Source organism: Fusobacterium varium (genome assembly GCA_021531615.1).
In the GTDB taxonomy this organism is placed as follows: domain Bacteria; phylum Fusobacteriota; class Fusobacteriia; order Fusobacteriales; family Fusobacteriaceae; genus Fusobacterium_A; species Fusobacterium_A varium_C.
Genome location: JADYUE010000001.1, coordinates 122,230 through 143,250, shown reverse-complemented (window position 1 = coordinate 143,250; position 21,021 = coordinate 122,230). Strand labels below are relative to the sequence as shown.

At 29.4% G+C, this 21,021-nt stretch carries 31 protein-coding genes and 1 CRISPR repeat array (1 of these 32 only partly in view); of the genes, 28 read left to right on the top strand and 3 right to left on the bottom strand.

Annotated features, from left to right (window positions below):
* A CRISPR array of direct repeats spans nucleotides 1-26; the repeat unit is 30 nt (it extends 667 nt beyond the left edge of the window).
* 629 nt (nucleotides 27-655) lie between these two features.
* On the bottom strand, nucleotides 656-1,279 hold the full coding sequence (locus tag I6E31_00755; GenBank protein MCF2638493.1) for a LexA family transcriptional regulator: 624 nt from the start codon (nucleotides 1,277-1,279) through the stop codon (nucleotides 656-658).
* A gap of 388 nt (nucleotides 1,280-1,667) precedes the next feature.
* On the opposite strand from I6E31_00755, the gene I6E31_00750 reads away from it, so the two are divergent.
* Nucleotides 1,668-2,066, top strand: a complete 399-nt coding sequence (locus I6E31_00750; GenBank protein ID MCF2638492.1) for a hypothetical protein — start codon at nucleotides 1,668-1,670, stop codon at nucleotides 2,064-2,066.
* On the opposite strand, the gene I6E31_00745 is transcribed toward I6E31_00750, so the two are convergent.
* Nucleotides 2,043-2,369, bottom strand: a complete 327-nt coding sequence (locus I6E31_00745) for a hypothetical protein (protein MCF2638491.1) — start codon at nucleotides 2,367-2,369, stop codon at nucleotides 2,043-2,045. The two genes, I6E31_00750 and I6E31_00745, sit on opposite strands and share 24 nt — an antisense overlap.
* 118 nt (nucleotides 2,370-2,487) lie before the next feature.
* Here I6E31_00745 and I6E31_00740 point away from each other — a divergent pair, with 118 nt between their 5' ends.
* Nucleotides 2,488-2,721 (top strand): hypothetical protein, encoded by a 234-nt coding sequence (locus I6E31_00740; protein ID MCF2638490.1) that lies wholly within the window; start codon nucleotides 2,488-2,490, stop codon nucleotides 2,719-2,721.
* A gap of 24 nt (nucleotides 2,722-2,745) precedes the next feature.
* Here I6E31_00740 and I6E31_00735 read toward each other — a convergent pair whose 3' ends face one another.
* Nucleotides 2,746-3,144 (bottom strand): hypothetical protein, encoded by a 399-nt coding sequence (locus tag I6E31_00735; protein ID MCF2638489.1) that lies wholly within the window; start codon nucleotides 3,142-3,144, stop codon nucleotides 2,746-2,748.
* A 70-nt stretch (nucleotides 3,145-3,214) separates the two neighbouring features.
* Here I6E31_00735 and I6E31_00730 point away from each other — a divergent pair, with 70 nt between their 5' ends.
* From I6E31_00730 to I6E31_00605, 26 genes are all read left to right on the top strand, one after another.
* The gene (locus I6E31_00730; GenBank protein MCF2638488.1) at nucleotides 3,215-3,823 is read left to right on the top strand and encodes a hypothetical protein; all 609 of its coding nucleotides are present in this window, start codon (nucleotides 3,215-3,217) and stop codon (nucleotides 3,821-3,823) included.
* A 5-nt stretch (nucleotides 3,824-3,828) separates the two neighbouring features.
* Entirely contained in the window at nucleotides 3,829-4,611 is a 783-nt protein-coding gene (locus I6E31_00725) for a phage integrase N-terminal SAM-like domain-containing protein (protein ID MCF2638487.1), read from the top strand.
* 209 nt (nucleotides 4,612-4,820) lie between these two features.
* Nucleotides 4,821-5,228, top strand: coding sequence for a hypothetical protein (locus tag I6E31_00720; protein MCF2638486.1), 408 nt, complete (start codon nucleotides 4,821-4,823; stop codon nucleotides 5,226-5,228).
* Between the two features lie 13 nt (nucleotides 5,229-5,241).
* Nucleotides 5,242-7,098: a transposase gene (locus I6E31_00715; protein MCF2638485.1), complete on the top strand. Its 1,857-nt coding sequence runs from the start codon at nucleotides 5,242-5,244 to the stop codon at nucleotides 7,096-7,098.
* 11 nt (nucleotides 7,099-7,109) lie between these two features.
* A complete protein-coding gene (locus tag I6E31_00710; GenBank protein MCF2638484.1) occupies nucleotides 7,110-8,075 on the top strand; it encodes an AAA family ATPase in 966 nt (321 codons plus the stop codon).
* Between the two features lie 10 nt (nucleotides 8,076-8,085).
* On the top strand, nucleotides 8,086-8,328 hold the full coding sequence (locus tag I6E31_00705; protein ID MCF2638483.1) for a hypothetical protein: 243 nt from the start codon (nucleotides 8,086-8,088) through the stop codon (nucleotides 8,326-8,328).
* Between the two features lie 51 nt (nucleotides 8,329-8,379).
* Entirely contained in the window at nucleotides 8,380-8,553 is a 174-nt protein-coding gene (locus I6E31_00700) for a hypothetical protein (GenBank protein MCF2638482.1), read from the top strand.
* 4 nt (nucleotides 8,554-8,557) lie between these two features.
* Nucleotides 8,558-9,205 (top strand): DUF3164 family protein, encoded by a 648-nt coding sequence (locus I6E31_00695; GenBank protein ID MCF2638481.1) that lies wholly within the window; start codon nucleotides 8,558-8,560, stop codon nucleotides 9,203-9,205.
* Nucleotide 9,206: 1 nt separating this feature from the next.
* On the top strand, nucleotides 9,207-9,596 hold the full coding sequence (locus I6E31_00690; protein MCF2638480.1) for a DUF1018 domain-containing protein: 390 nt from the start codon (nucleotides 9,207-9,209) through the stop codon (nucleotides 9,594-9,596).
* Complete coding sequence (locus tag I6E31_00685) at nucleotides 9,572-9,796, top strand: hypothetical protein (protein MCF2638479.1); 225 nt, start codon at nucleotides 9,572-9,574, stop codon at nucleotides 9,794-9,796. The genes I6E31_00690 and I6E31_00685 overlap by 25 nt, the downstream gene beginning before the upstream one ends.
* A 14-nt stretch (nucleotides 9,797-9,810) precedes the next feature.
* Nucleotides 9,811-10,116 carry a hypothetical protein gene (locus I6E31_00680; protein ID MCF2638478.1) on the top strand — a complete coding sequence of 102 codons (306 nt, stop codon included), beginning with the start codon at nucleotides 9,811-9,813 and terminating at the stop codon, nucleotides 10,114-10,116.
* A 110-nt stretch (nucleotides 10,117-10,226) separates the two neighbouring features.
* A complete protein-coding gene (locus tag I6E31_00675) occupies nucleotides 10,227-10,817 on the top strand; it encodes a hypothetical protein (GenBank protein ID MCF2638477.1) in 591 nt (196 codons plus the stop codon).
* 90 nt (nucleotides 10,818-10,907) lie between these two features.
* On the top strand, nucleotides 10,908-11,609 hold the full coding sequence (locus I6E31_00670; protein ID MCF2638476.1) for a sigma-70 family RNA polymerase sigma factor: 702 nt from the start codon (nucleotides 10,908-10,910) through the stop codon (nucleotides 11,607-11,609).
* Nucleotides 11,606-11,911 carry a hypothetical protein gene (locus I6E31_00665; protein MCF2638475.1) on the top strand — a complete coding sequence of 102 codons (306 nt, stop codon included), beginning with the start codon at nucleotides 11,606-11,608 and terminating at the stop codon, nucleotides 11,909-11,911. Before I6E31_00670 ends, I6E31_00665 begins: the two co-directional genes overlap by 4 nt.
* A gap of 125 nt (nucleotides 11,912-12,036) precedes the next feature.
* Complete coding sequence (locus I6E31_00660; protein MCF2638474.1) at nucleotides 12,037-12,186, top strand: hypothetical protein; 150 nt, start codon at nucleotides 12,037-12,039, stop codon at nucleotides 12,184-12,186.
* 86 nt (nucleotides 12,187-12,272) lie between these two features.
* Nucleotides 12,273-13,100 carry a DNA adenine methylase gene (locus I6E31_00655; GenBank protein ID MCF2638473.1) on the top strand — a complete coding sequence of 276 codons (828 nt, stop codon included), beginning with the start codon at nucleotides 12,273-12,275 and terminating at the stop codon, nucleotides 13,098-13,100.
* Between the two features lie 53 nt (nucleotides 13,101-13,153).
* Entirely contained in the window at nucleotides 13,154-13,387 is a 234-nt protein-coding gene (locus tag I6E31_00650) for a helix-turn-helix domain-containing protein (GenBank protein MCF2638472.1), read from the top strand.
* Nucleotides 13,388-13,676: 289 nt separating this feature from the next.
* Nucleotides 13,677-14,105 carry a helix-turn-helix domain-containing protein gene (locus tag I6E31_00645; GenBank protein ID MCF2638471.1) on the top strand — a complete coding sequence of 143 codons (429 nt, stop codon included), beginning with the start codon at nucleotides 13,677-13,679 and terminating at the stop codon, nucleotides 14,103-14,105.
* Complete coding sequence (locus I6E31_00640; protein ID MCF2638470.1) at nucleotides 14,044-15,318, top strand: PBSX family phage terminase large subunit; 1,275 nt, start codon at nucleotides 14,044-14,046, stop codon at nucleotides 15,316-15,318. Before I6E31_00645 ends, I6E31_00640 begins: the two co-directional genes overlap by 62 nt.
* 12 nt (nucleotides 15,319-15,330) lie before the next feature.
* Entirely contained in the window at nucleotides 15,331-16,578 is a 1,248-nt protein-coding gene (locus tag I6E31_00635) for a phage portal protein (GenBank protein MCF2638469.1), read from the top strand.
* Nucleotides 16,578-17,324 (top strand): hypothetical protein, encoded by a 747-nt coding sequence (locus tag I6E31_00630; GenBank protein ID MCF2638468.1) that lies wholly within the window; start codon nucleotides 16,578-16,580, stop codon nucleotides 17,322-17,324. Before I6E31_00635 ends, I6E31_00630 begins: the two co-directional genes overlap by 1 nt.
* A 9-nt stretch (nucleotides 17,325-17,333) precedes the next feature.
* Nucleotides 17,334-19,127, top strand: coding sequence for a phage major capsid protein (locus tag I6E31_00625; protein MCF2638467.1), 1,794 nt, complete (start codon nucleotides 17,334-17,336; stop codon nucleotides 19,125-19,127).
* 52 nt (nucleotides 19,128-19,179) lie between these two features.
* Entirely contained in the window at nucleotides 19,180-19,689 is a 510-nt protein-coding gene (locus I6E31_00620; GenBank protein MCF2638466.1) for a hypothetical protein, read from the top strand.
* On the top strand, nucleotides 19,686-20,186 hold the full coding sequence (locus tag I6E31_00615; GenBank protein ID MCF2638465.1) for a hypothetical protein: 501 nt from the start codon (nucleotides 19,686-19,688) through the stop codon (nucleotides 20,184-20,186). The genes I6E31_00620 and I6E31_00615 overlap by 4 nt, the downstream gene beginning before the upstream one ends.
* A gap of 2 nt (nucleotides 20,187-20,188) precedes the next feature.
* Nucleotides 20,189-20,524 carry a hypothetical protein gene (locus I6E31_00610; protein MCF2638464.1) on the top strand — a complete coding sequence of 112 codons (336 nt, stop codon included), beginning with the start codon at nucleotides 20,189-20,191 and terminating at the stop codon, nucleotides 20,522-20,524.
* Nucleotides 20,517-21,020 carry a hypothetical protein gene (locus I6E31_00605; protein MCF2638463.1) on the top strand — a complete coding sequence of 168 codons (504 nt, stop codon included), beginning with the start codon at nucleotides 20,517-20,519 and terminating at the stop codon, nucleotides 21,018-21,020. The genes I6E31_00610 and I6E31_00605 overlap by 8 nt, the downstream gene beginning before the upstream one ends.
* Nucleotide 21,021 lies beyond the last annotated feature (1 nt).

The following is a 21,021-nucleotide window of genomic DNA, read 5'->3' as shown; positions in this document are numbered from 1 at the left end:
TTATTTAACCTTGGAGGATTGTAAATTCCTTATCAGGAACAGGTGTGGGGGGTAATATGATATGATAAAAGAGAAAAAATAAAAAGAATATTAAAGAAAGCTAGATATAATAGGGATTTATAGGAAAATAACACTGTGAAAATTACTGAAACAAAATGAAAATATTACGGGAAAAAATGGGAAAAAAATAGGAATGTGGACAGTGTAAATGAAAAATCGTGGGAATGTTCGAGAATGTTCGGAACCTTGTTCGAGAAAAGGTTTTTTACATTCTTTTTTTATTTTTTGGAAAAATTGACAGTGTGCATCAGGAGAAAAACGGCATTTTTGCAGAAGCCTTTGAACAGTGTTTATAAACCTTGTTAAAATCAAGAAAAATAAAAAACAGCCTGAAAAGATAAGACTGTTCACAAGGCAAAAATGGTATAAGTAACTTCAGATAAAAAGTATATATTCTTATAAAAACTATACTAACCTAGTAAAATCAATATAAAATCAACCAGTTATCAAATAATGACTGGTTGAAATAGAACACTAAAAATTATAAAAAATCCTGAAAAATTACAGATAAAAAATATAGATATTTATCAAAAACCTAGTAAAATCAATATAAAATCAACTAGGGGACAAATAGTCCCCTAGTTGAAATAGAACACTAAAAATTATAATCTAACTTACAAATAACTTTACCTATTACAGAAAAATCATCTGAAGATTTTATTGGAATAATATTATATTCTTTATTAATAGGCATTAAAAATGTTTCTTCTGTAAAGGGATTGTATTTGAACTTTTTTATAAAAATTTGTTCATTTAACTTAAATAGACCAATATCTCCATCATCAAGACTATCCATCTTTTTTATAAAAACAATATCTCCATCTAAAATTTTAGGAGACATCGAATCGCCAATAACATAAGTTCCAAAATCTCCTTTTTTTCCTATTTTATCAGGTAGCTCTAAATAATCAAGAATTTCATCTCCTTCAAAAGTACCTTTTCCAGTTCCTGCTGATGCATGAGAAACAATGGGTATCCTACTATTAGTAGAACACTTTTCAAAAAAATTAATATTTTCAATATTATCAACAAAAAAATCTGTAATTTTAATATTAAATAATTTAGCCATTTCTTCTAATTTATCAATAGGAGGAACTCTTACTCCTGCTTCATAGCTTGTAATTGTTCCTTTACTTACTCCTAAAGCATCTGCAAGCCCTTTTTGTGTATACATTTTTTTAATCCTTATATTAGCTATATTTTGGGCTAAGTTATACATAAAGTTCAACTCCTTTCTAAAAAAAATTTGACAATGTTAAACTTTTAGTATATACTAAGGACAAGATAAGTTATACTTAAAGTTTAACAAGAATATAAATATTACACTTAATTTATTATACCATTTTTTTATCTGTGATACAAATTGTAAATCATTGTCGTGGATACAGATTTACAGAAAAGTATCTTTATTTTTTACAATCAAATGATAAAAAAATATAAAATAATATTTTATAAAAAAGTATCAAAAAATAAAGGAGGAATGATAGAAGTTAACAAATAAAAACAGCTTAAATTTAAAATTACAAACTTTAAAAAATAATTTTACAAGCGAGGAGTTCGGCAATAACTCTGTAAAGTGCCATAAATGAGGAAAGGAGGCTTGAAAGATGGAAAAACTTAAATTGATAGCGGATTGTTTAGAAACCTGTTTTTACTTTTATTTACTAATAAAGTTAATAAAAAGTGAACGGAGAAACTTTAAACTTGAATTTGAGGGAACTGGTAAACTTTCCAAAAAGGATATAAAAAAAATAGTATCTTTAAAAGAGGGAGAAATCATACTTGAAACAGACTTAGAAACTCCCTTGAAAGATTATTACAAGACAAGAATACAGGAATATAACGAAGAATTAAAAGGAAAAATAGAAGTAGTTGTATTTATAAAATATATTCGTAGTTCTTCTTTTGTGATAAATGGAGTAGAAGACTTTGAATATTTAATAGAAAAAAATGGAATAAAATTTTTTGAAGAACATTCTTGCTTAGTGGGATATAAAAAAATCTAATATAGATATTAAAGTAGCTAAAAAAGTAATTATTCCAACTATGATAGGGCATAGCATAGTAATAATTTTTACAGTAAGTTTATACTTTATAAAATAATTTAATTGGTTTCCATTAGGTAAAAAAGAACCATGAAAATTTTTTATAGCACCAAAAAAAGAAAGTAATTTCATATTTTTAAGATGTGCTTCATTACTTTTTAAAGGGTTTGTTGAGTCGATATTTCCAAATGAAATACCTTGATTATATTTAAAATATTCTTGTAAGAGTTTTGCAGTCTCTATAAGAGATGGTTTGTTTTTCACAGAATACCTCCAAAAGTTTTCTTTTAATTATAACTTTTTGGAGAAGGAAAAACAAGTATAAGCGAGGAGTTTGGCAACCACTCTGTAAAGTGCCATAAATTCCAAAAAGGAGAAAAGAATGATTAAAATAAAAATTGAAATAAGAGAGGAGATAAATTCCAATATTGAAAATAATATAGATATAGAAATAGCAAATATTGGAAATGAATTAAATGAAAATTATAAAAAATTGATGGAAGGCGATATAAATAAAGAAAAAGTGAGAGAATTTATGAGAAAAGTAAGAATGGCACAAACAAAATATATAGAACTTTTGAAAAGAAATGATAGTAATTACAAACCTTACTACTAAAAATAGTGGCTCTATCTATAAAAATTAAATAGTAAAATCAGAACTGACTATATTTACACCAATAATTTTATCTACAAATAATAAAAAACAAGGTAAATTAAAAGTTTTCCCATTACTAAAAAAAGTTACATTTTTTAGTGCTAAAACATCATTTGAAGATATAAGCGGGAATTTTCCTTTTGGTGTTGTGAAAAGAGCTTTATATCTACACATATCTAATGTAAGCTCTTGATTTTCACAAAAGTATGGTGGCAATAAGTCTATATCATTAGGTTTTGAATCGCTAATACTTAAATATAAATCAGCTTTAATAAATCCGTTATTAACAGTAAATAGAATTTTATATTTTTCTTTATCACAATAAAGATTAATCTTTTCTAAGATTGAATTTAATTCATTTATAATAAAACTTTTTTTCTCCAATAGTCCTCCTTATAGAGCCACTTTACATAATTATAACTTATTGGAGAAGGAAAAACAAGGAAGGAGAGCAATGGAAAAATTAGAAATAGTTAAGTTTGAGGAGCAGGACATACAGCTTTATTCACAGGACAATGAATTAATAATGGATGTAGAAGAAGTTATTACTGCAATAGGAACCAATCAAGAGGCTTTTAAAAAATTATTAACAAGAAATCCTGAACTTTTAACAGAGGAATTTTCTTTTCTAAGAAAGGTAAAGAATCTAGAGGGAGGGATAGTAAAAAACAGGGAGAAAAGATTTTTCAATGAGCAGGGGATTTATGAAGCTGCACTTCTTGCAAGAACTGAAAAAGCTAAGAAATTCAGAAAGTTTGCAAGGGTGCTTATAACAAAGTTTCACAGAAGAGAAATGTTACCAGTAAGTTCTGAAGCATTGATAACAAAGATAAAAATAACTGATGAAAAGCTGGATAAAATTGAAAGAATCTTAGTTGACAGACAAGAAACATTTAAAAAAATGAATGAAGACAGTGAGAAAGAAATCACACTTCTTGAAAAGCTGGAGGAAAAAATACAGATACTTGATTCAGTTGATGAGAGATTAAAAGCAATGGAAGAAAAAATAGGAGAAATAATAGAGTGTGTCAATGGAATAATAGACACAATGGAGGAAGAATAAAAAAGATGTTTGAAAAGTTCTATTTTGACCTTTTGAGCTTGAAGACAGAGATGCAGTTCAGAGGATACAGTATATCAACTCAAAAAACATATTATAAAACAGTTAAGGAATTTTTAGAAATTACAGGAAAAGAAGTTATTAACATCAAAAGAGATGATATTATCAGATATTTAGATAACAATTTAAAACTTTTAGATGTAAATACAGTTCTTGTTAAATTAAATGCTTTAGAATTTTTCTTTACTGAGATACTGGGAATAGACATTGCAGAAAACATAAGAAAATATAAAAGAAAATTTAAAACAAAAGAATTCTTGTCAATGGAGCAGTTGAACATTTTAGTTTCTTCAGTTCCAACGAGGGAAAGACTTATTTATAAGATAGTTATTGAAACGGGAATGATTGTAGATGAAGTGATGGATCTTACAGTGAAAGATCTAAACCTAAAAAATAATACTTGGGAACTTAAAGGCTGTGAGATAACAAAAGAACTGGCAACAGAAATAACAGATTATACAGAGAAAAACTACTTGGAATACTATATTTTTACTCTTTTAAAAAGAGAAGAAAAAGAATTGCCACAGACTGCTAGGTATTGGCTGAGAAGACATACAAAGGAAGTTTTAGGACAAGTTTACAGCTTTAATGACATTAGACACAGCATAGCTCTTGAAATGATTAAAAAAGGAGATGAGAAAGGAGCTGTTGAGTATTTGGGAATTAAAACAGTATTTTCCCTTAGACAGTTTTATAAAAGAGCAGGATATGATTATTACAAAGAAAAATAAAAAAGCAAAGATAAGATGCTTGAATTGGTCGTTCTCTTCTTATCTCTGCCATCAGCGAGGGCTTATATATAAGCCTTAGCTGAATTATACCACAAAGGGAGGAATAAAGCTATGGCAAAAGTTGAACAATTAAAAGAATTATTAGAAAGTTTAAGAGGGCAACAAGGGTATAAAAGAATGTGTGAAAAATTAGAAAAGGAGATAGAGAAATGTCAGAACTAGAGAAAAGAGTAGAAGCATACAGAGATAATCTTTTCAGAATGACAGAGCTGAAAAAAGGTTTAATAGATGCTGAAATGACTTTAGCCTCACTGAAAAGAGCTTTAAATCTGAGCCTTTATGATTGGAAAAAGCTCGTGAATGGAGAACTTAAAGAAAGAGAACCTGAAGTTTGGGAACTTATAAATAAAACACCTGATTATATAAAAAATAGGGATAAAGAGTATAAAAAGTTTCAAAAGATTTTACTTGAAAAGGATACAAGACTTTCAGACTTAGCAGAGGCATTGGATATAGACATCAATAAGATAATAAGGATTGTAAAAAGACTTAATGTGAACAGAGATGTTGAAACAGAGAAGAAAATTGAGGAATTTCTTGGGGTAAAAGTCTTTTAAATAGGGGGCTTTTATGGTTAAAGAATATGAAGGTAAAGAACTTGAAAAGCTGCTTGGAAAGAGCAGAACACAAGTTTTAAGACTGGCAGAAAAAGAAAAATGGCAGGTGGTAAAAAGAAAAGTAGGCAGAACACATAAAAATTTTTATCTTGCTGAAGATGTAGATAACTATTTAAAAACTCTTACTGCAGTTACAGTTAAACCTGAAAGAATAAGAACAGTAGCTAAAATAGAAGCAAATGCAATAGATGAACTTCCACTTTGGAATCAGAGAACAGCATGGGCAAGATACATTTTATGCAATAAGCTGGAGGAAAGATACAGTATACTTTCAGGCAGTAAAGGAGAAATAATAGAGGAATTTGTGGCAACTGCAGAAAAAGAATTTCCACAGCAGATGGAAGTAATAAAAAAATTGAGTGTTCCTACTTTACGAAGATGGTTCGGAGTATATTTGAAAAATAAAACTAATCCTTTGGCACTTAGTTCCGGGCATGGAGCTAACAAGGGAATGAGAAGAATAGATGCAGAGGTTTTGGAAGCTATAAGAGGGCTTTATAAGAGTAAAAATAAGCCGAATATGATGTTTGTTTATGAAAGAATTGTAGCAATGTTTGGGACAGAAGCTATCTCTTACGGAACTATGAGAAATTACATAAAAAATGACATGACAAACATTGAAAAAGATAAGGCAAGAATGGGAAGTAAAGAGTTCAAAGATACTTATACTCCTTATGTTGTAAGGGGATATGATGATATAAAAGCCGGGCAAGTGTGGATGTCAGACGGGCATGACTTAGAAATGATGTGTTATAGAGGGAATAAAAAGAAAGCTAACGGAGAAAGATATTACGGCTCTCCAAAACTGATAGTATGGATTGATGTAAAAAGCAGACTTATTACAGGCTGGACACTTTCATGGACAGAAACAACTGAAAGTATAGCGATAGCTCTTAAAAGAGGGATTGAAAAATATGGAGTTCCTGAACAGCTGTTTACAGATAACGGGAAAGCTTATAAATCAAAAGTTCTTAAAGGAACAGATGAACTTGATGGTATTTATTCAAGTTTAGGCTTAGAAGTATCCCATGCACTTCCTTATAATGCACAAAGTAAGCATATAGAAAGATGGTTTGTAGACTTCAAAGAAACTTTCACAAAGGCTTCTATTACTTATAAAGGTGGAAATATAGTTGAAAGACCTGAAAGAATGAGATCCTTTGCAATGGATAAAATTGCTAAAGGAATGATATTAGAGCAGGAAGAACTTGAAGCAGAAATTCAGAATTTCATAAATTATAAAAATCACGGATATTATGCTTTAAGAAGACAAGCCGGGCTTAAAGCTCACAGAGGTAAAGGAATGAATAATAGAACACCTTTGGAAGTTTTCAATGAAGAAAATCCTGCAGGGCAAAGAAAAATGCTTTCTGATGAGAAATTAAGACTGTTATTCCTTTATGAAGAAATAAGAACAGTTCAGCAGAACGGAATTGAATATCTTGGAAATACTTATGTACATGAGAACTTGTATTTTCATCAAAGGGAAAAAGTTAAAATTAAATTTGATCCACATGATTTAAGAATGGTTTATGTGTACTTAGAAACTGGAGAGTTTTTATGTAAGGCTGAAAAACTTGAAACAGCTGGTTGGAGTAATGATATTGATTCAATCAAAGCTAAGAAAAACAGACTTAAAAAGATTGCAAAACTTGAAAAAGAAATTATTAACATCAGAGAGGAGGAGAGAGAAGAAACAGGAGTTATTGAATACAATTACGAAAGAAAAGAAGAACATAAATATATTGAAGTTAAGAAAAATAAAAAAGAAATATATCTTGGTAATGGAATATATCAACCGATTGATTAGAGAGGAGAAAAATGGACGCATTAAGAAGAGAATTAGAGCAATTTGTAGAAAATAATGGTTTCAGCTATTCCAAAGTAGCGAAAGCAATGAGTATAGGAACAAGTACACTTTCAGAATTTAGAAATGGTACTTATAAAGGAGATATGAAGGCTCTTGCTGAAAAAGTACAGGCATTTTTAGATAGACATAAAACTACTATGAAAAGAATTAAGTTTTCTGCAGATACAGAAGTAAAGAAAAGAGTTTTCTACACAATAGACATGATTCAAAAATATGTGGCTTCAAATGTAAGAGAAAGATTGCTTGAAAGTGCAAAAATTGCCTATATCTTTGGAAGAGCAGGAATAGGAAAAACTCATGCTTTACAGGAATATGTAAAAAGCTATAAAGGAAGATGTATCTTTATAACTGCTGAAAACAATATAACTGATGTAACTATGATTAGAAAAATTGCTAGAGAATTAAAACTTGATTATCATGGCAGAATGGAAAACTTAAAGGAAGATATAAAAGATATGCTGAAATTTACTGAAACAATATTAATTATTGATGAGGGAGAACACTTAAAACCGAAAGTGATTGATATTGTAAGAAGTATAGCAGACCAAACAGGAATTGGAGTAGTAATTGCAGGAACAGAAAAATTGAAACAGCAAATATGCTCACAAAGAGGAGAATATGAGTATTTATTCAGCAGAGCTGTAATAAATATGTCTTTAAAAGATTTAGATATCAAAGATATAAGACTTATTGTAACAAAGTTTTTAGGCAGTGAAGTAGATCTTTATGAAGATAAAGAAATTACTGAAATGATAAATTATATAAATCTTACTGTAAAAGGATCTGCAAGACAGCTTTCAAATCTTTTGAGCTTAGCTTCAGATATAGCTTCAAGACCTGAAAATTTTGCAGATACAAAAGGTAGAATCACAATAGAGTATATAAAAGCAGCAATCACAATGCTTTCAATAATGTAGGAGGGATAATATGAGAAATATAACTTTAGAGGATACAGCAAAGGATATTTTAGTAAAAGATTTTGGAGAAGAGGCAGTTCTTATAGATACAGAATTAAACGAGCTTTCAAAGCTCGTTATTAAAAGGAAAGATGTAATAATTGCATTAAATAAAGGAGTTTATACAAAAGAAAACAAGAAAAAATATTTTGAGATAGACAGTGATATTAAAAAAATTGTAGCAAAAATAAATGAAAAACTTGCAGATAAATAGTGTTGCTTTTAATAGTGCTGATTTAAAAAGTGTTAATTTAAAGGAGATAACATGAGAGTTACAAAAGAAGAATTTACAGGACTTTTGAATAAACAAAAGAATTTAAAGGAACAGATAAAAATAGTAAGAGAAACTGCAGAGAAAAAAGTGGCAGTTATTACAGGAAGATTGGCAGAAGTTGATTCTTTAATAGCAAGAGTAAAAGTTGATGAGGAGGAAAATTAAAATGATGGTAGATTTAAAAAATTTAACAACAGAACAAAAAAAGGCTTTATTTGAGGAGATAAAAAAAGAAGAAAGAGAGAAAGAAAAAAGAAAAGCTGAAGCAAGAGAAACTTATAAAAATCTTGTAGCAGAAACAGTAGAAAGAAACTTTAAAAAATTAGAAGGTGTTTCTGAAATGCTTTCACAAGTAAAAAAAGCTGTGTATGAAGACTTTAAAACTGCTCTTGAAATGAAAGCAGAGCTATTTGGAGTTAAAGAAAATCAGCAAACTCACACTTTCACAACAGCAGAAGGGCTTACGATAACAATCGGACATAGAGTAACAGATAACTTTGATGATACAGTTCATGCAGGGATAGAGAAAGTAAAGGGATATATTTCTAAAGTTACTGCAGGGGAAAAAGCAGAACTGGAAGAACTTATAAATCTTTTATTGAAAAAAGATAAAAATGGAAACTTAAAGGCTTCAAGAGTTTTGGAACTTGAAAGAATAGCAGAAAAAATTAATGATGAAGAGTTAAAAGATGGAGTTCAAATTATTAAAGAAGCCTATAAGCCAACAAAAACAAGTACATTCATAGAGGCTTATTATAAAGATGAGCAAGGGAAAAAAGTATATCTTCCACTTAGTATAGTAAATGCGGAGGGATAATATGTATCCAATAAGCGAGGGGCAAATAAAGAAAATTCATGTTATTAAAGCTGAAATCAGAATGTCTGAAGAAGATTATAGGGCAATGCTGAAAGGAATGTTTAATGTTGGGAGCTCAAAAGAATTGAGCTTCCAACAAGCCAAAAAAATGATTGAAACTTTAATAAAGCTATATAAAAAAGAAACAGGGCTTACTCCTGCACAGCTTAGCAGAATAAACCATTTAGCTGATGAAATATACAAGACAAATGCATACCAAAGGTTGAAGGACTGCATTGAAAGAAATATAGGTTATTCTGTACCACCTTCAGCTCTTTCTAAGAGAGAAGCAACTAAGATTATAAATGTTTTGGAGGGAATAAAGAGATGGCTGCAAAAGAAACAAAAATAAGTGGGAAAAAGCAATATTTAATTGCTTATCATTTTTTATATGAGGATGGGAGAACCGGAGTAGGAGAGCTAATCTCTTACATAGATAATAATATTAAAATTGATAGTAATGTTATACAGAATTGGAAAGAATTTTTAAAAGAGACAAATGGTTTTAAAAACACTGTTATTTTAAATGTTATGAATTTGGATAATTTATAAAAAAGGAGGGTTAAATGGCAAAAAAAGGAAAAATTGAAGTTGTAAAAGAACTTGAATATAAAAGAATTAGGCTAGGTCAGAAAATAAAAATAGGTTATTGGGCTGATAAAGAAGAAATGATAATAGGAGTAGATACAGAAGATGGAGATTTTTTAATGACTAATTCAGGCTCTACTCATAAAAGTGGAATAACATTAAAAGAAGAAATAGAAAGAGATGGCTTTACAGGAGTAAAAATATTAAAAGGATATGAAAATATTGATGCTTTTGAATGGAGCTGGGTAGATAAAGATGATTTTACAGTTATAGAGGAGGAATAAAATGTTTGGATTTTATGTAGGAATAGGAATAGCAGTTGCAGTAGGAACAGCAGTAGGAAAAGTAATAGCAATGATTATAGAGGATAAATTTTATTTGTAGGAGGATCTTTATGGAAGAGTTTAAAAATATCAATATAACAAAACATGCAATAGTTCGTTATTTTAATAGAGTACGAGGTGTAATGGTAACTGACATTAATTATGACGGCTGGAAGAATACTCATCAAGATGATATTGAAGAGGTAAAAAGGGAACTTCAAGGGCTTTTACTAACAGCAGAATTTATTACAACAGGAACTTATGGAATACATAAAAAAGCATCATATTATATTCAAAAAGAAACTATGCTTACTTTTGTAATAAGTGAAAATAATTTAGTAACTTTATATAAAGTTGATTATGGTTTGGATTTAACAGGAAATAAAGAGATGCTGGAAGTTTTGATAAATAACTATAAAAGATTATTGGAAGAGGAGGAAAATCTTCAGAAAAAAAATCAAAAAGAAAAGCAATCACTAGAATATCAAGAAAAAATGTTAGGTTTTGCAATTCAGGAAGCTGAGGCTGAAGTACAAAAATTAAGAGCAAAGAAAAAAGAGATTGAAAGTAAAAGATCTACATTAAGAACATCAGAGCAATCTATTGCATTAAAAATTAATACAGCTAGAGAGAAGATAGTATTATCTAAAAAAGCATTATAGGAGGATATATGTTTAGAGCTATATTTAGATTTTTATTCAGAAAGAAAAAAATAAAATATTTTTTAATAAGTTCTCCAAAATCACAGGAAGATGAGCAATATGGTTGCTGAATTAAAACATTGGACTAAAAAAAGATTATCATGGGAAGAAACTAAAAAGTTAATCTTAGAGTATAGGAAAGGAAATCTTGAAGCAAGAGACAAAATAATTAAATATAATCTTTGGGTTATTGGAACTGTTAATCTTCAGTATGGAAATACTGAAGATGGTTTCCAACAGGGAATATTAGGACTTTTAGAAGCTTTAAAAAAATATGATGTAGAATCAAAAACTCAATTTTCTACCTATGCTTATTATTGGGTACGACAATCAATAGATAGATATGTAAATAAAAACACATATAGAACAAGCCATAATTTAATATTTTTGCATAAAAAATTACAGAAATTTGAAGGAACAGAGGAAGAATTTTTTAGAATAAATCATCTAAATGAAAAAACTATAATCGCTTTAAAAAGAATGAGCAGCAAAGGAGATTATGAATTAGAAAGAGAAGCAGATTTAGAAGATAAAGGAAGTTTAGGAGAAATTAATAGATTTATTTTAAAAGATTATGTAGATGATATATTGAAGAGGTATTGTACTCCTGATGAAGAAAAACTTTTAAGAGCTATCTTCTTTAAAGTGCATGGAGAAAGTCAATTAGCAAGAGAACTTAAATGTACACGACAGTGGATAAATGCTGAAAAGCATAGGATTTTATCTAAATTAAGAGGAGCTGTAAGCAAATGAAAATTATTCTTACAGAACAGGAAAGGGATTATATTCTTAGTCTTTTAAAAGCTGAAGATGTAGAAATAAAAAATAAGCTGCTCAAAGCGAAAAGGCAAAGAAAAGCAAGTGTTTATAAAAAGTGTGTGAGAATAAGAAAAGAAAATTTTGAAAAGTTGGAAGAAATTATAAGAGGAAATTTTAATCTGACAAATGAAGAAATTTTTCAGAAAATGGGAATTTCAAAGGCAACTTTTTATGCAGTTTATGCTTCAGAAGCACGAAGATTAAAAAAGATATACAAAAGTCAGTCTTTATTTTAGGGCTGACTGATGTATATTTTTTTTACAGCATTGTTATAGATAAACATATATAATATAAAGATATTTATATATAAAAGTATGTTTTTAAATAAAACTTGGACTTGAAAAAAGGAGGATATGGAGCTATGCTAAAAGAACAGAAAAAAATTAAAGAAAATGAAGAGTTTATTATGGAAGAACTTAGACAGCATGAAGGTTGGGGAGAGGTGAAAATAAAAAATGGTTATATAGTTGAAGCACGAAAAAAAGTAGTTATATTAGGTAGAAATAAATAATACACTTTGTAGCATTGGGCTCGGTGTTCTAATCAAAAAAGGTTAGAACTCCGGGCTTTTTTTTATGCAAAATTGCAGGAGGGAAAATGAAGATAAAAAAAGTTTTTAGTTATATGGGAAATAAAGGTAAATTTTATAAAGAAATTAAAGAAATATTTGAAAAAAGTAAGAAAAAAAAGTTTGTAGATCTGTTTGCAGGAGGTTTGGAAGTTCCAGCAAATTTATATATTGATGTAGGAGCAGATGTTTTTACAAATGTAAAAGATACAAAAATGGAATATTTAATAAAATTAAATGAAAAAAATAGAGTTTTCACTCTTTTTGAAAAAGCAGTAGTTGAAGTATATAAAAATATTCCTTTAAGTTCTACACGGAATATTTATAATACAGATAAAGCAACTTTTAAAAAATTAAAAGAAAATTACTTAAAACTAATAGAGAATGTAACTGAAGAGGAAAGAGAAGTTTTAATTCTTTTAGGAGGAGTTGCTGGAAAAAGTAAATCTCTTTCTTCAAATTTTTATTCTGAGCAGAAAATAAAAAGATTAAAGGAGTATCTTGAAGTATTAAAAAAATTAGATATAAAAACAGAGTTTTTTAACGAGAAATGGCAGTTTTCAAACAGCTTTATATTTTTAGATCCTCCATATCTTTTAGAAACAGGTGCTGAAGGTAAAAAAGGGTTTAACTATGAAGGAGATTGGACAGAAAAAGATGATGTTAGGCTTGTAAATTTTATAAAAAGTAATTTAGGAAAAAATAATATATTTATGATTTTTGGAAGCCTTAATAACAATCTTCAACATTTAATAAAAGAAAATTTTCCTGCAGTAAAATTTGAAATAAAAAAATATAAAAGATCCTTTTTTGGTTGCTCATCAGAAAGAGCAGAGTGGTATTGCATGATAAAATAAAATCTTTATTACATCATTATAAAAAAAGTATATAATTATAATGAGGTGATGCTATGGCAGAATTTATAACAACAAATCAAGCTGCAAAAAAATTATGTGTTTCAGTAGAAACTATTTATAATATGCTCAGAGATGGACGACTTGGTGGAAGATATAGTAAAGGTGCAGGAAAAACAAAAGGAAGTTGGCTTGTAAGTGTAGAAAGCATAGAATTGTTTAAAAAGCATACTACAATAAAAAGTATATACCAATTAAAAGAAGAAAGTATTCAAGGAACATTGTTCTAAGAATACTTTTTTTAATCTTTCGATTTCCTTTCAAATATCTTTTGAATTACTCTTTATAATATAAATATTTACAAAAAATATCTTTAATATTCTTTAGAAAACCTTTCGATTCCCTTTTGAATACCTTCTGATTAAAGTAAGAAAAAATAATAAATTATGTAATAAATTAAAATGTTTCATCAAATGATTGATAAAAAATTCAAAATAATTTTATACATATATCCAAAGTTTCCAAAATATCCAAAATTTTTTTTAAAGAACAATGTATAACTATTGCGAGGTGGAAAAAATGGAGCTTACATTAGAGCAAAGAAAGGCAAAATCCTTATATGCACAAGGAAAAACAGCAGTAGAAATAGCAAAAGAATTGAATATAGGCAAAAGTACGATTTATCGTTGGATAGGGAATGATGAATTAGGTTTTAAAGAAAGTAAAAAAATGGCTAATTTCAATGCCGGGGATATGGCAGGGATTATAGATGAATCACATAAAAAGTTATTGATAGAAATCTCAGAAAATCCAAATAAGCTATTAGATCCTAAAACAGCAGATGCTCTTTTAAAAGTATCAAAGGTTTTAGAGAGTTTAGGGCAGAGAAAAGAAAAAGAAGAAGCCGAACAACAAGAAGAGGAAATTAGAGGAGTGTTGATTATAGATGACATCACTTATGAAAGTCTTAAAAAGACCGCAGAAAAGAATATCGGAACTTCTGAATAAAAATTTTTATGAAGTATGGCTTTTTTGGAAAGAATCATTATATTCAAGATATGTTCTTAAAGGTGGAAGGGGTTCTGCAAAATCTTCTCATATAGCTATATTCATAGTTCTAAGCATTATTCTTGAACCTGTCAGTGCAGTATGTTTCAGAAAGGTTGGGGAAACATTAAGCAGAACTGTTTACGAACAGATAAAATGGGCGATTCAATTCTTAGGTGTAGAAGAGTATTTTAAATTTAAAGCAAGTCCTTTAGAAATAATTTATGTAGAAAGAGGTAATAAGATTATATTTTTAGGGGTTGACGATCCTCAAAAAAGTAAATCAATTAAACTTGCAGATTTTCCTCTTGCACTTTATTGGTTTGAAGAACTTGCAGAGTTTAAGACAGAAGCAGAAGTTGAAACAGTTATTAGATCAATAACAAGAGGAAAATTAAAAAATGGGTTGAAATATAAAGGTTTCTTTTCTTATAATCCTCCTCAAAGCAAATTACATTGGGTAAATAAAAAATATAGCTTTGGTGGAACTGATGACAATACCTATGTACATCATTCTACATATTTGGACAATCCACATATTTCTGAACAATTTTTAGAAGATGCTGAGAATTTGAAAAAGAGAAATGAACTTAAATATAGACATGAATATTTAGGGGAGGCAATAGGAAATGGGATCATACCTTTCCCTAATCTTCAGATAAGGCAGATAACAAAAGAAGACTTAGATAATATTTCTATTGTTAGGCAGGGACTTGACTGGGGATATGGAGTCGATCCAGTTGCTTTTGTAAGATGGGGATATTCTAAAAAGAAAAAAATTATTTATGCTCTTGATGAATATTATGGAGTTAAGAGAAGTAATAAAAATGTCGCTGAGTATATTTTAAGCAAAGGTTATGAAGAACCGATAACTTGTGACAGTTCAGAACCTAAGTCTATTGATGATTTAAGAGAACATGAATTATCAGCTTGGGGGGCAACAAAAGGAAAAGGCTCTGTTGAGTATGGAGAGAAGTGGCTTGGAGATTTAGAAGCAATAGTAATAGATCCAGCAAGAACTCCAAATATAGCAAAAGAATTTCAAATTATAGATTATGCAACAGATAAAGATGGAAATCCTTTACCTCGTTTAGAAGATAAAAATAATCATACGATTGATGCAACAAGATATGCTTTTGAACGGGATATGAAAAAAGGAAAGTATGTGTACTAGGGAGAATATAAAATGAATTTTTTTAAACAATGGTTATTTAAAAAGATGTGCTCTGTTATGTATGGTGGAGAATCTTCTTTTGACAGTTCTGAATACATGGCAACAATTTCACAGCAAGGAGCATTTATGATTGCTATGAAAAAGAAAATAAAAGCCTGTCAGAACATTGAGTTTTCTGTATATAAGCAATCAAATGAAGGAAAAGAAAAATTAACTAAACATACTCTTGTAAATCTTTTTAAGATGATAAATAAGAATACTTCATTCAATGATTTTATAGATTATTTTCTTGTTTGGTATGAAGGATATGATAATGGAGTTTTATTGGAAGTTGTAAAAGGGCTTTCTAATTTTTGTCCTGACTTATATATACATAATCCTAATAATTTTACTGTCCATTATGAAGGAAACAATATTTCAAGAATTGAAATTATGAATCCTCATAGAAACATATCAGGAGAAGAATTAGAAAATTTTATGTGGATAAGAAGTCCAAATTATTCAAATGTAAAAGATGGAGTTTCAGGGCAAGGGACAACATTAGGATATAGTAAACATAATGCTTTTGCAATTTGGGGAGCTTATGTAAAAAAGGCTTGGGAGTGGAACTGGAGCTTAGCTAAAAATCTTGGAAAGCCGGGGGGAATATTATCAACAGAAGGATATGTTGACAAGGAAGATAGAAAAGAAATTTCAGATAAATATACAGCAAGTAATGGAGGCTCTAATCATGCAGGAAAACCTTTGGTACTAGGTTCAGGTTTGAAATATCAGGATACTTCTCGTGCTCCTATTGATACAGATTGGAATGCAGGTGAACAAAAAGCATATGAAAGAACAGCTATTTCTACAGGAGTTCCAGCAGAGCTTGTAGGTGGAGGAGAGTCTACTTATCAAAATAGGAGACATGCCAAAAAAGAACTGTATAAAGATGAGATAATTCCTTTTTTTAATAATCTTAAAGGGTGGTTGAACTATTTACTGAGAGATTATTTGAAAGAAGGAGAGTTTATAGATTATGACCTTACAGGAATAGATGAATTAAAAGAAGATATAAGCGAGGTTATAAAAAATCTTGAACCGATTAAAAATCGGGTAACAATTAATGAATACAGAAAATTTCTTTCAAAAATGACTGATATTGAATTGGAAGATTTAGGAAAAAAAGGAGATGTAATACTGGTTAGTGCTGGAGATGTTACTCTTGACGAAACTTTGGAAGTAATAGATACAGAAATGGAAAAAGAAGATGATATTTAATGAAAAAATATAAAAAACATATCAGACTTTTTAAAAATTTAGAAAAGAAATTATCTATAAGAAATAAAAAGAAATTAAAAAAAGTTTTTATAGATTTTTCTGAAAAGATAAAAAAAGATAATGGAAGTAAATTTGCTGATGAAGTGAAAGTAGTTATTGATATTGACTATAAATATCTTCAGAAAAAATTTAAGGATGTTTTAGAAGTTATTTATTTATATAACCTTGATGAAACAATAGGAGTATTTAAAAATGCTTATAATAAAAAACTTTCTGAAAAGGTTATAAAAGGTGTTCGTGACTATTTCGTAGAGGACTTTAATAAGAAAAACGCTTTGAAAAAAGCAAAGATGATGACTAACACAACGAAAGACAAACTTAACAAGATCATTGTACAGGCACAGAGGGAAGGTTGGTCGCATAAAGATTTAGTTAAGGAAATAATGTCTTCTGTGGAAAATATGAGTGAATATAGAGCAAGTACAATAGCACGAACAGAAACATCTTCTTCAATAAATCAAGTGTCTTTTAAAACTTCAAAAGCTTCAGGAATGAAAGAAAAAGGCTGGGTGCATATTGGTGGGAAAGAAATGGATAGGGAAAATCACAAAGTTTTAAATAACAAATGGATAAAAATTAATGAGAAATGGGACTTAGGGAGTGGGATATATGCAGAGTGTCCACATGATCCTGATTTACCAGCTTCAGAAACAGTTAGATGTAGTTGCCTACAAATATACAGATAGGAGGGAGAAATGGGAAAAGAGAATGAAGATGATTTAAAAAATAAAACAATTGATTTTTCGGTTGATTTTGAAGAATTTAAGGAAAAGCAAGACAAAAAAGGTTGCTTTGAAGGTCTTTTAGTAAATTATAATCATAAAAATCTTGCACATGGTTATTATAAGTTTATAAAAGGGAGTATGAAAGCAAATGAAGGGAAAATAATGCTTTTATTATATAACCATAGAGGTAACAATATTCCTGTCGGAACTTGTAAAGGGATAGAAACTGATGAAGGATTTAAGATAGAAGCTCAATTACAGCTTACAACAGATGAAAATGGAAATGTTATAAATAAAGAAGCCTATGCTCTTTACGATTTAATGAAAAATCAAGGAGCGAAATTTGAACTTTCTGCAGGTGGAGATATAGAAGACGGAGAAAGCAAAGAAATAACACAAAACGGCAGAACAAGCTGGTTTTACGAAATAAAAAAATTTACTGCTTACGAAGGTTCTATTACACCAAAGGGAGCAGTTCATGGCAGTAAAATAACAAAAGTATTTAATGATAATGAAGGAGAAGATAAAATGACACTACAAGAACAACAAACATTTATAGCAGCACTTATAGGAGCAATGCAAAAAGAAATTTTTTCAGCTGAAAGAGATGAAGAAATAAAAGCCTTACCGGGTAAAATTTCAAAGCTGGAACAACAATTTTCAGCTATAAAAGAAACTCTTACAGAAGAAGTGAAAGATGCTTTCAATGAACAATTTAATGAAATTAATAATGTTATTAAAGGTTTAAAAGCAGACTTCACACCTACGAAAGCACAAGTTTCTTTTGCTGATGAATTTATGGCTGCATACAATTCAATCGTTGAAAATGGTGGAAAATTAAAGCAAATAACACCTGAAACAGTATTAAAATTTGCAACACCAGCAACAACAACAGGAGAAGGAACAAAAGCAGCTGTAAAAGCACATCAACTTTTAGGAATATTTAAAAGATTACAAGAAGTCAATCCTGTAGTAAATGATTTAAATATAATCAGTATTACAGATAATTCTCTTGACCTTGACAGAGAAGAGATCTCTCTTCCTGAAGTCGCTTGGGTAGGAGAAGAAGACACAAGAAATGAAACTGACGGAGTTAAATTAAAAGATGTAAACATTGCAATGCACCAAATTTATGCACTTCCAAAAATTTCTAATAAATTGATGGCATCTAACTATGTTGGATATGTTGCTTTCTTAATGGACAGAGTGGAATATGCTTGGGCATTAAAAATAGCAAATACTATGTTCAGTGGAACAGGAACAAAACAACCAAAAGGAATTTTAAATGAAGATGACATTGCAAAAGTGGAATGGAATTTAACAACATTAGATGAGGCTGGAAAAATAGATGCACTTGTAACTCTTTTTGGAAATACAAAAGATGAAATTTCATCAAAGGCAAAGTGGTACATGAGAAGAGAAACATGGACAGCTTTAACATTATTAAAAGATAAAGATGGAAGATTACAACTAATTGACTTGAAAAATGGTGGAGAAAGAAAACTACTTTCAAGACCTGTTGTAATTATAGACTCTGCAGGTTCAGGATTAAAAACTATGGCGGAGGCTGGAGATGGAGAACCTTTCATGGTCTTTGGAGATTTTAAAGGTGGAATGCTTGGAATAACTAATCCAAAGATGAATCTATCTATAAAAGATCAGCTTACAGGTAAAGGATGGACTGCATACTACATGGAAAAAGGTTTAGGATTTGGAGTAGTTCTTCCTGAGAACTTCCAAATAGTAAAAAATAAAACATCTTAGAATATAGAAGAGGGAATTTTCCCTCTTCTGTATAAATATAGGAGAAAATAAAATGAAAAGACCTGAAGATTTTTATGATAAAGAATTGGCAAAAAAATTAACTGGAATAACAGATGATAAGCTATTGGAATTTTATATAGAGGGTATAATTTCACGGATTGAAAGAGCAATAGGCTATGACCTCGTAAAATGCGAAAAAACAGAGTTTATTCAAGGAGTCGATACAAATGTCGTATATCTTAACAGGAAGCCTGTCGAACAGGTATCGAAAGCTCTGTGGCTTAATGAAGAGTTATCTTTTAGAGTAGATGAGCATAGGTTGGTTTTAACAGCTCCATTTTGTCAATCAGAATTTTTAGAGGTAACTTATATAGCAGGGTATGATGTTCTTCCTTTGGATATTCAAATGTTTATTTTTTCCACTCTAAAAGAAAACCTTGCAAATGAAAGCGGTTTGAAAAGTTTCAGTTTAAAAGATGTTTCATATAGTTATTTTGATAAAATCCAGCAATCTGAAAATTTTAGAAGAGGAATAATAGATTTATTTGGAGTAAGAGTATGAGTAACCTAGTAGATATAATGAATGAATTAGACTACATGGCTTTATATATGGTAGAGGTTGGAATATTAGGTATAGATGGAGATTTAAAGGGAGATAATCCTAAAACAACTATACTTGAATATGCTGTTTATAATGAATTTGGAACTAAGCATATTCCTCCCCGTCCTTTTATGAGGAATGCTATCGAAAGTAATTCACAAGCTATTTCAAATTATATTGAAGCAAGGGTAAATGATATTCTTGAAGGGCAAATAACAGGAAGAAAAGCTCTTATGCAGATAGGAGAGTATATAAGAGGGCTTATTATACAGAGTATTGCTACAGCTACAAATTGGGCAGAACCTTTAAGTCCTAAAACTCTTAAAGCAAAGTTAAAAGAAGGAAGTAACAACGATAAAACATTGATAGAAGATAGATTTTTAATTAAATCTATTAGGTATCAAATTACTTCAAAAACAGGAAAAATTGTATATTTGAGTAATTTTAAAGAGGTGTAAAAATGACAAATGTATTCATTCCAGCACATATTCTTACAGAGGTAAAAGTTAAAGAAACGACTGAAGGAGAATGGATAAAAGGAGAGTATATTGAAGGGACTACTACAGAAAGAATAATACAGGCTGTATATATGCCAGTTTCCTTGAATGACTTAAAAAATTATCCTCAGGGTATAGTAACTCTTGAAGATATGGATTTAAGGACAAAAGAAAATTTAAAACTAGGAGATCTTATTATCATAGATGAGGTTGAATGGAAAATAATTCAGAAAGCTGACTATTCTTATGTGGCAGATCTTAAATTTTATATTTTAAGGCGGAGCGATAAAGATGATTGAACAAATAATAAAACTACTTAATTCTATGTCGGTTATTAATATTATCCCAGCTTACTCAGAAAAAAAGCCTCCTAAAAAACCTTATGCAACTTATTGTGTTATTTCTAAAAAAGCAAAAGATTTTTTTGCATACTCTGAGAGAAAATATAATTCTTCAGATAATAGCAATAGAGAAAAAAGACGGTATAGAGAAACTGTTGTAATTCAATTTGATGTATATGAGGATAGTATTTCGGGAGAGTTTATAAAAACACAAAAACTTTTAGAACTAATAATTTTCATACTTAGGAAAGAGTGGAGAAATATAGATGTAGGAATAGTAGAATTTTCTGAAATAAAAAACTTAAGAGAAGAAATTCAAAATAAGTATGAGAGGAGAGCTTCCTTTGATGTTACTTTTGAATATATGAATTTAACAGAAGAAAGAAAAATTGAAATTGCAGAGGTTATAGAACTTATAGCAAATAAAGAAAAAATAATTATTGAGGAGGAATAAA

What these genes read in the sequence shown, in the direction of transcription:
- I6E31_00665 (MCF2638475.1), top strand. Translation starts at nt 11,606, where the DNA reads ATGAAAATTATTCTTACAGAACAGGAAAGGGATTATATTCTTAGTCTT.
- I6E31_00720 (MCF2638486.1), top strand. Translation starts at nt 4,821, where the DNA reads ATGTCAGAACTAGAGAAAAGAGTAGAAGCATACAGAGATAATCTTTTC.
- I6E31_00750 (MCF2638492.1), top strand. Translation starts at nt 1,668, where the DNA reads ATGGAAAAACTTAAATTGATAGCGGATTGTTTAGAAACCTGTTTTTAC.
- I6E31_00655 (MCF2638473.1), top strand. Translation starts at nt 12,273, where the DNA reads ATGAAGATAAAAAAAGTTTTTAGTTATATGGGAAATAAAGGTAAATTT.
- I6E31_00705 (MCF2638483.1), top strand. Translation starts at nt 8,086, where the DNA reads ATGAGAAATATAACTTTAGAGGATACAGCAAAGGATATTTTAGTAAAA.
- I6E31_00650 (MCF2638472.1), top strand. Translation starts at nt 13,154, where the DNA reads ATGGCAGAATTTATAACAACAAATCAAGCTGCAAAAAAATTATGTGTT.
- I6E31_00690 (MCF2638480.1), top strand. Translation starts at nt 9,207, where the DNA reads ATGTATCCAATAAGCGAGGGGCAAATAAAGAAAATTCATGTTATTAAA.
- I6E31_00675 (MCF2638477.1), top strand. Translation starts at nt 10,227, where the DNA reads ATGGAAGAGTTTAAAAATATCAATATAACAAAACATGCAATAGTTCGT.
- I6E31_00645 (MCF2638471.1), top strand. Translation starts at nt 13,677, where the DNA reads ATGGAGCTTACATTAGAGCAAAGAAAGGCAAAATCCTTATATGCACAA.
- I6E31_00635 (MCF2638469.1), top strand. Translation starts at nt 15,331, where the DNA reads ATGAATTTTTTTAAACAATGGTTATTTAAAAAGATGTGCTCTGTTATG.
- I6E31_00620 (MCF2638466.1), top strand. Translation starts at nt 19,180, where the DNA reads ATGAAAAGACCTGAAGATTTTTATGATAAAGAATTGGCAAAAAAATTA.
- I6E31_00610 (MCF2638464.1), top strand. Translation starts at nt 20,189, where the DNA reads ATGACAAATGTATTCATTCCAGCACATATTCTTACAGAGGTAAAAGTT.
- I6E31_00625 (MCF2638467.1), top strand. Translation starts at nt 17,334, where the DNA reads ATGGGAAAAGAGAATGAAGATGATTTAAAAAATAAAACAATTGATTTT.
- I6E31_00755 (MCF2638493.1), bottom strand. Translation starts at nt 1,279, where the DNA reads ATGTATAACTTAGCCCAAAATATAGCTAATATAAGGATTAAAAAAATG.
- I6E31_00740 (MCF2638490.1), top strand. Translation starts at nt 2,488, where the DNA reads ATGATTAAAATAAAAATTGAAATAAGAGAGGAGATAAATTCCAATATT.
- I6E31_00700 (MCF2638482.1), top strand. Translation starts at nt 8,380, where the DNA reads ATGAGAGTTACAAAAGAAGAATTTACAGGACTTTTGAATAAACAAAAG.
- I6E31_00695 (MCF2638481.1), top strand. Translation starts at nt 8,558, where the DNA reads ATGGTAGATTTAAAAAATTTAACAACAGAACAAAAAAAGGCTTTATTT.
- I6E31_00670 (MCF2638476.1), top strand. Translation starts at nt 10,908, where the DNA reads ATGAGCAATATGGTTGCTGAATTAAAACATTGGACTAAAAAAAGATTA.
- I6E31_00730 (MCF2638488.1), top strand. Translation starts at nt 3,215, where the DNA reads ATGGAAAAATTAGAAATAGTTAAGTTTGAGGAGCAGGACATACAGCTT.
- I6E31_00660 (MCF2638474.1), top strand. Translation starts at nt 12,037, where the DNA reads ATGCTAAAAGAACAGAAAAAAATTAAAGAAAATGAAGAGTTTATTATG.
- I6E31_00715 (MCF2638485.1), top strand. Translation starts at nt 5,242, where the DNA reads ATGGTTAAAGAATATGAAGGTAAAGAACTTGAAAAGCTGCTTGGAAAG.
- I6E31_00680 (MCF2638478.1), top strand. Translation starts at nt 9,811, where the DNA reads ATGGCAAAAAAAGGAAAAATTGAAGTTGTAAAAGAACTTGAATATAAA.
- I6E31_00725 (MCF2638487.1), top strand. Translation starts at nt 3,829, where the DNA reads ATGTTTGAAAAGTTCTATTTTGACCTTTTGAGCTTGAAGACAGAGATG.
- I6E31_00605 (MCF2638463.1), top strand. Translation starts at nt 20,517, where the DNA reads ATGATTGAACAAATAATAAAACTACTTAATTCTATGTCGGTTATTAAT.
- I6E31_00630 (MCF2638468.1), top strand. Translation starts at nt 16,578, where the DNA reads ATGAAAAAATATAAAAAACATATCAGACTTTTTAAAAATTTAGAAAAG.
- I6E31_00710 (MCF2638484.1), top strand. Translation starts at nt 7,110, where the DNA reads ATGGACGCATTAAGAAGAGAATTAGAGCAATTTGTAGAAAATAATGGT.
- I6E31_00685 (MCF2638479.1), top strand. Translation starts at nt 9,572, where the DNA reads ATGGCTGCAAAAGAAACAAAAATAAGTGGGAAAAAGCAATATTTAATT.
- I6E31_00640 (MCF2638470.1), top strand. Translation starts at nt 14,044, where the DNA reads ATGACATCACTTATGAAAGTCTTAAAAAGACCGCAGAAAAGAATATCG.
- I6E31_00615 (MCF2638465.1), top strand. Translation starts at nt 19,686, where the DNA reads ATGAGTAACCTAGTAGATATAATGAATGAATTAGACTACATGGCTTTA.